The organism is Candidatus Woesearchaeota archaeon (assembly GCA_003695435.1).
In the GTDB taxonomy this organism is placed as follows: domain Archaea; phylum Nanobdellota; class Nanobdellia; order Woesearchaeales; family UBA11576; genus J101.
The window spans coordinates 21,738-28,521 of the sequence record RFJL01000006.1; the positions used below are offsets into that span (position 1 = coordinate 21,738).

At 38.8% G+C, this 6,784-nt stretch carries 5 protein-coding genes; 4 read left to right on the forward strand and 1 reads right to left on the reverse strand.

The genetic code is table 11. The features are described from left to right. The first annotated feature begins 125 nt into the window (after window positions 1–125). The 4 genes from D6774_00400 (at window position 126) to D6774_00415 (ending at window position 4,983) form a co-directional block, all read left to right on the forward strand. The gene (locus D6774_00400) at window positions 126–1,580 is read left to right on the forward strand and encodes a hypothetical protein (protein ID RME78684.1); all 1,455 of its coding nucleotides are present in this window, start codon (window positions 126–128) and stop codon (window positions 1,578–1,580) included. Window positions 1,581–1,607: 27 nt separating this feature from the next. Further along, entirely contained in the window at window positions 1,608–1,943 is a 336-nt protein-coding gene (locus tag D6774_00405; protein RME78685.1) for a hypothetical protein, read from the forward strand. An 825-nt stretch (window positions 1,944–2,768) separates the two neighbouring features. Continuing rightward, window positions 2,769–4,364: a hypothetical protein gene (locus D6774_00410; GenBank protein ID RME78686.1), complete on the forward strand. Its 1,596-nt coding sequence runs from the start codon at window positions 2,769–2,771 to the stop codon at window positions 4,362–4,364. Further along, window positions 4,351–4,983, forward strand: a complete 633-nt coding sequence (locus tag D6774_00415; protein ID RME78687.1) for a hypothetical protein — start codon at window positions 4,351–4,353, stop codon at window positions 4,981–4,983. Before D6774_00410 ends, D6774_00415 begins: the two co-directional genes overlap by 14 nt. Here D6774_00415 and D6774_00420 read toward each other — a convergent pair. Further along, entirely contained in the window at window positions 4,980–6,584 is a 1,605-nt protein-coding gene (locus tag D6774_00420) for a hypothetical protein (GenBank protein ID RME78688.1), read from the reverse strand. The genes D6774_00415 and D6774_00420 overlap by 4 nt on opposite strands. Window positions 6,585–6,784: the final 200 nt, after the last annotated feature.

Consider the following 6,784-nt stretch of genomic DNA (forward strand, 5'->3'; position numbering starts at 1 on the left):
TCAGTTCTTCACATTTTTAAATGTTGTGAAAAAAGGCGAAGAAATCTTCGTTCCACACGACGAAATACAACACTACGTTTTCGCAGGTGCGAAGTCGTATTGTATTGGTTTGGTAGTTGTTTGTAATGGATTGGGCGAAAATCAAAATGGGTGTTGAAGAAGTCATTCTTCTTCTCCTCATAGCACTTGCAATAGGGGATTTTTTTGAGGTGCTTAGCGTTGAGCTTGACTTCTTGAAAAAAATCATTTCTTGGACTGCTCTTGGATATTTATTCTACAAAGCATCTCCAAGCAGAATTCTTTTCGGAAGACGCAAGAAGCGTCTTGATGTGCATATCATCTTTGCAAATTTTTTACTCATCCTCAAAAACCTTAGCGGGTTTTCCTCTGTTGCATTAAAAGAACTCGCACATGACGCGTCTTCAAGCAACCTGCTTCGTGAAGGCGTAGCTCAGTTCTTAATACTCTTTCATAAACACGCAGCAACAATTGAACTACTAGGATTATACATAGGATTCTTGTGGTTGCTGTGTATTTCTGCGCGCCTTGCTCCAAAAAAACTTGGTGAAAACTCTCTCATCGGAGTTGTGCACGAGGCACAAAAACCAAGCAAAAAACACACTTTTGCTCGCTTTGTAATTATCTACTTGGTACTCCTCTCTTTTTTCATCATCGTATTCAATCTCGCAATGGAATGGCTTACCATCGCAGTTGATGCGACCTTTGCAGTTGCAGGAATTTTCTTCTACCTCTTCTTCTGGGTAAAACATTACAAGAAATTCAACACGTATTCCTTCATCTATAAAGTTGGAAATATGGGTGAAGAATTTTATGAAAAATTCATCACACTCTTTAAATCAAGATCAACGCTCGTTCTTGGAATTGTGGGCATGTTAGTTTTGCACATCTTAACAGATGTTGCGAATTTTTTGATCCCCTACACGCTAGGTCTTCGTGACGCGCTCTACTTTGAACAACTTCCCGCACAAGGTCACACACCACTTTTCTTGATTGTTCTCTCAAGCACTCAAAACCCTTTGCTCCTCACACTCACGCTTCTCCTTAATGTTATTGCTGTGTACTTGCTCTTCTTAGGACCTGCTTATATTTGGCGGTTTTTGTACAAGCGCGGAACACTTGATGTGAACCCTTTGCTCAAAGCAGTGTTCTTTGCTAGTGTTAGCGTGTTCTTTTTATCCCCTGCCTTTGCCTTTCAACGCGTAGCACATCCAACCCTTGCGCTTCTTGGTGTTGACATCCTCACGCAAGAGCCTCACGCAAGTATGTTTACTCTTCTCTACGCTTTGCTCATAGGAGTGTTGACCTTCATCCTTGCAAAGATGTGGCCTCGCCTCATTCGTTTTGTAACCTTTGCGCTCGTACAAGGATTTTTCTTGTATTACATCGGATTGTATTTTCTTGATATCAGCTCGTTTTACGTCACGCTTCTTCGCTCAATTCCTCTTGCACACTTCTTCCTAACTCTTCACTTCGCGCTGTTTTTTATCATTACCACACTGTTCTACGTTGGCGGCGCACTGCTCTTCGTGTGGGAAGTGTGGCAAAAGCAACATGTTTAAATAAGAAAACGCACTACTTCTTGCACAATGGTCCTTGCAAGTCTTTGGAGACGAGTTAATTTCTTTGAGAAAGTTCTACTTCTCGTGGGCATTCTCGTCACCGTTGTAGGATTCTTTTTTATCAATAAACTCTACACCGGAGAAGGTCATCTCTCTTGGGCATTACTACAAGCAGCGTTTTTATGGATGCTCTTGATTTTTTTGATTATCCTTACCGACTCTAATGAGACCGTTAAAGAAGAACTAAAAGAAGAGATTAGAGAACACAAGAAAGAAACAAAATTGTTAAGGGATATTTCTGAGCAACAGCTTAAGGAATTGCAGTTGTTGCGAAAAACGCTTAGTGCTAAGAAGAAGCGTTAGTGCTTTCGTGCAGGTATGTTCTTCATTCTTGCAGATCTTTAACTATTTAATGTAAAACTTTTTCATCACTCACAACAATTGTTTCCAGGACAGAGTCTCCATAAGGTACATTTGTAAAAACTTGATCTGCACACTCTCTTTCTTCTTTATTTCGATCTTCTTTACATCAAGGTATTTCGTATATGCAGATGAGTTACAGAATTCTCCATCATAAATAAGTATACACATCAGGTGAAACTGCAACACCCCTTCTTGATTTCCCCCTCTTTGTAGTGCATTGAACTCTAACAATTCAACTCTAGTTACCTCTGAGAATCTTACTGTGTGGCGTTTTAATACAAAACTAAAAGTTCCTATGGTATGTTATTCTCTGCTAACATAAACAATTCAGCGATCTTCTTTAATGACTTGCGTCTTCACTTCTTTTTCATTTAAGGTACAACATATGCACTTAGACATACATACTCATCCTCTTCAAATAAGACACGTCTTTCAGATTTTTTACTCTCTCTTCAAAATGTAGAACATCTAAACATCTTTTTTTGTTTTCTTTGTTGAATCGTTTTTTGATAACCATAACACCTCCGAGTCTGAATATCAACCCCCTTTGTTATTTCTGCAAACGTCAATCGCTGGTCCCACCACCCCCTGATATTCAGCCCAAGTGTTTCAGTATTTTTTTGAAATATAATCCTTCTTTGCTAATAAAAACAGCTTTTTTCAGAAATTTTCTGAACTATTTATAAATTAAGTAGGTTGGTTGGTTGAAAAAGGCGTTTTTTCTGAAACAAAAAGGTTTTTAATAGTGTAATTCTTTTACTAGCTATGCAAAAGCTTGACGCAAGGATACTCTCTTTATTTCAAGAACAAGAACAACAAGATCTTTCTACCACCAGCATTGTTCATCTTCTCTTTCCAGAAGCAAACCTGCAAAAACTCCCTTATGCAAGTAAGCAAGAACTCGCTCAGTTGAAGCGAAAAAAAGCACAGCTTCAACGCAAAGTATTGTATCATTTGAACAAATTTGTTGATGAAGGCATCTTGAAAATCAGCAAAGAGGGTGCCAAAGGTAAAAAATATTTTAGTTTAAACTTAAATCCGGGAGAAGAGTTACGATACAAAAAACACATCATCATAACTAAGAATACCTTTCCAAACACAACCATTGAAGGATACGAACAAAAATCAATCATCCACCTCTTTGACCCCGAGTTATTAACAACAAGACTAAATAGTGTTCTTGTATTTTGTAATGCGTTTTCAAGTCTTAAAAGCGTACAGCAAGAATGTGAACAATTGCTTATTGAAGTAAATGATTCTCTTGCACTGCATAATTTTGAAACACTTCTCTTACAAGACGACCTAACCTTTGCAACAGACTTTGTTGAAACCATAGATCTTGCGTGTGTTCGTATGAACAAAAGCGTTTGCATCATTCTAAACTCCGAGGAGTTTCACTCTGAGCAAACAAAGAACATAGAACAGTTCATAGAAATCTTCGCAAAAATTCGTCCGAAAAAATTGAGAATCGTCTTTTCCCTCACCCACAAAACGCTGAATAAGCACGCAAATTTCTTCGAGCGTGTTTTTGAACTGTTTTCTTCTTCAAGACTTACCTGTTACTTCAAAAATCACGTATTACACTCTCCGCCCTACTTTATTGGTCGTGCAGGACCTTATACACTAACAGAGTCGGAGTGGGAAGAATTTAAGAGTAAAAACAATCAAGCACTAAAAACACTTGCAATCGGCCATGCTAGTGCCTTAATAGATTTGCAAAAATTCTTTGAATATGAAACGAGAACCTATAAAATTCAGGAGGTTGTTCTTAGTTGTCTTCGCACACTTTTTAGCATTAACCGACTGCAAAGAAAACATGCAAGAGAATACTTCAAACAATTAACAAACCACTCACCTCCAAAAAACGTGTTCTGCATTAGTAAAAACTATCTTCGCCTTTGGAATTATGAAAATACAGGATTAAGTTCTCAAGAAGTGCTTGTTTTGCTTGAAGATATTTGGAAACAAGTAAAACAGTTCAGAGACAATCAAAATATTATTTACCAATCCTGTGGTATGCCGTTTCACTTTGCAGTATCTCTTGCAAGCGCTTGTACCCATTTCAAAACTCCAAAATTAACAGATCTTCCAGGAAGAGATATGGTAATGAAGAGAATTGAAGATTTTTATTCTAAAGAAAACATCGCTATTCTCGAGAAAAAAGAAAAGTATTTTGACCAACTCAAAGGAGGGGACCGACTAAAAATACACCACAGCGCAAATGCAAAGGGTAGCGATATTGTACGAGAAGTTAATTTTATGCTCATAACCTACAGAATTCCCTTCTTTTGTTTTGATTTTACTCACAGCAAGTCTATGCACATGAATCTACAAACATACCTTAACAATGGAAATACATAAAACAAATGCAAAAGATGGTTGGATTGCAGCACTGCAATACCTTTTGAACCATGCAGAGAAAATCAAGGACGCTCATGGACGAATGAGTTTTGACGTAAGAGGGTTGAAAATAGAGGTTGAAGAAGGATTTGATGAGCCAGCAAAGGAACTTGCCAGTTTTTCGCACTGGATTTACCCGTCCTTAGATGAATTACAAAATGCTATGTTAAACACTCAAGACTCCCAAGAGTATGATTATTCTTATTCAAGAGCGTTATTTGATTTTAACGGAACCAACCAAATTGATGGCTACGTCATTCCAAAACTCAAAGCATCCCCTGCTACAAGACAAGCAACCTGTATTTTATGGGATCCTGCAAAAACAAAAAACACCGTTCTTCCAGGACTTATAGCAATTGATTTTAAACTAAGAAAGAACAAATTATTCTTAACAGCATTTGTTAGAAGTCAAGATATCTTTTTTGGCTGGCCTGCAAACACGTACCAATTATTCGTGCTTCAAAACTATGTCAAAAACGCTCTGAACTGTGAATTAGGTAGCATCACCACGTTTTCAACATCAGCGCATTTTTTTGAAGATCAACTAGAACACATTAAAAAAATCCTGGGACACGATTAATGCTTTCGTGCAAATTTTGCAAAAGCTATAAGCGTAAGTGCTAGAATAGGTATGAGAAGAAGTGGAAGAAGTGCCAAAAACGTTGCGCTTTCTTTGTCTTCAATACTCTCAACCTCTACAACACTTACAACTTTTTCTTCAATATCTTCAATAGCGCCTTCCACTTCATACGCAATCACTGTTTTCTCCTCTACTTCTGCGATGTGCCACGCAATAACAGGATCTTTTTCAATAATCTCAAGTTTAACATCATTTGAGTGAAGAAACGTGATGTCATCAGTTGATTGCGCAACGTCTTTTGGAATCTTGTGGTAAATAACTGCGTTGCGCAGTTTTTTCTCGTGAGGAATAAGACTGATCTCAACACGCGTAGTATCACCAATAATCTTTGCTTGTGTTTCTACGTGGTAGAATCGTCCTTCTTCTGCGCGGTTCTTTGCAAGAGCATCTTCAAAAGAATCTTTTTTGAGTGTTTGTAAGAATTGTTCTTTTTTGTTAAGCTTTGGACAGCCCTCATCAACCCGGCCATCACACGTGTTATCAAGCTGATCATAGCAAATTTCTTTTTCTAAGGGTTGTGTTGCGGTGCAGCCAACCCACTCTCCTTGTCTGCAAATCTCTTGTCCTACTTGGCAGATGCCGATATCTATTCCGCAAGACCTGGTAAGCGCTTCGTCAATCTGATTGTTACAATTATTATCCTTGTTATCGCATAGTTCTTGTGCTCCGGGGTAGATTTGTTTGTTGTTATCATCACAGTCAGGCCCTGCAGGGCATCCCTCTCCAAAACCATCACCGTCTTGGTCGATACACGTGAGTTTTGCAACAGGTTGAAGAGAAGAAGGAGTGTTGTTTATTTCTTGATTTGTAGTGATCTCTTTACTCGTAGTGTTAGCTTGTTCTTCTCCTGATTGTTCAAGCACTTCTTGAGTACAGGTAAGATCCTCATCTATACTTCCATCACAATCATTATCTTTGTTATCACAGATTTCTTCTCCTGACGGTGTGCACGCGTATTCGCAACCATTTACTTGGTTGTTGTCAAGATCATAATATCCTTGAATACAGGATTGCATCACTCCAACCCCGTTTTGACACGCGGGAATAGCATTAGGAATGACGATTTTATTATTACACTGCCCGCAGTTATTCACATCTGTTTGCAAGTTGAACGTCTCATCAACCTGGCCGTTGCAATTATTGTCTTGGTTATCGCATAGTTCTTGTGCTCCAGGTTTTATTGACGCGTCATTATCATTACAATCCTCTGCTTGTGAGAACCCATCACCATCAGCATCAATGCAATACGCATTAGTTGAACAAGAAGGCTCTTCGCAATCCGTAAGATCGTTACAATCATTATCAATACCATCAGTACAAGAAGTCTCACTTGTTGGAATAGGCTCATCATTATACGTACATTGCGTTGATTGCACGCAGTACCCTTGTCCTTGAGGACAGCCAGAAGTCTCCCAGTATTGGTTGTAAGTGCCGCCGCAACCGCATTGCACAACGCTTGGACAATCCCTCTGCTCAGTAGGAATACATTCCTGCGCTACAACAAGGGAAAGCGCAAGGAGAAAGAGAACCGCCCATTTCATAGGTGGAGTAAGAGCAAGAGTGTTTATAAATATTGTCTGGTTATACACAAACTATGTTGTTTAGACCAAGACATGTTGCAAAGCATTTCATCGTCGCTCTCGACTTTGATGGAACTGTTGCAAATGGAGATGCTGCGCGCATTGCTGCTACAAAGGATCTTTTTGGCATTGATGTTTCTTGCAAACAAATCACTCGCAAT

Bases quoted from the DNA above. Each gene is read 5' to 3' on its own strand.
- D6774_00400 (RME78684.1), top strand. From the start codon at position 126: ATGGATTGGGCGAAAATCAAAATGGGTGTTGAAGAAGTCATTCTTCTT.
- D6774_00405 (RME78685.1), top strand. From the start codon at position 1,608: ATGGTCCTTGCAAGTCTTTGGAGACGAGTTAATTTCTTTGAGAAAGTT.
- D6774_00410 (RME78686.1), top strand. From the start codon at position 2,769: ATGCAAAAGCTTGACGCAAGGATACTCTCTTTATTTCAAGAACAAGAA.
- D6774_00415 (RME78687.1), top strand. From the start codon at position 4,351: ATGGAAATACATAAAACAAATGCAAAAGATGGTTGGATTGCAGCACTG.
- D6774_00420 (RME78688.1), bottom strand. From the start codon at position 6,584: ATGAAATGGGCGGTTCTCTTTCTCCTTGCGCTTTCCCTTGTTGTAGCG.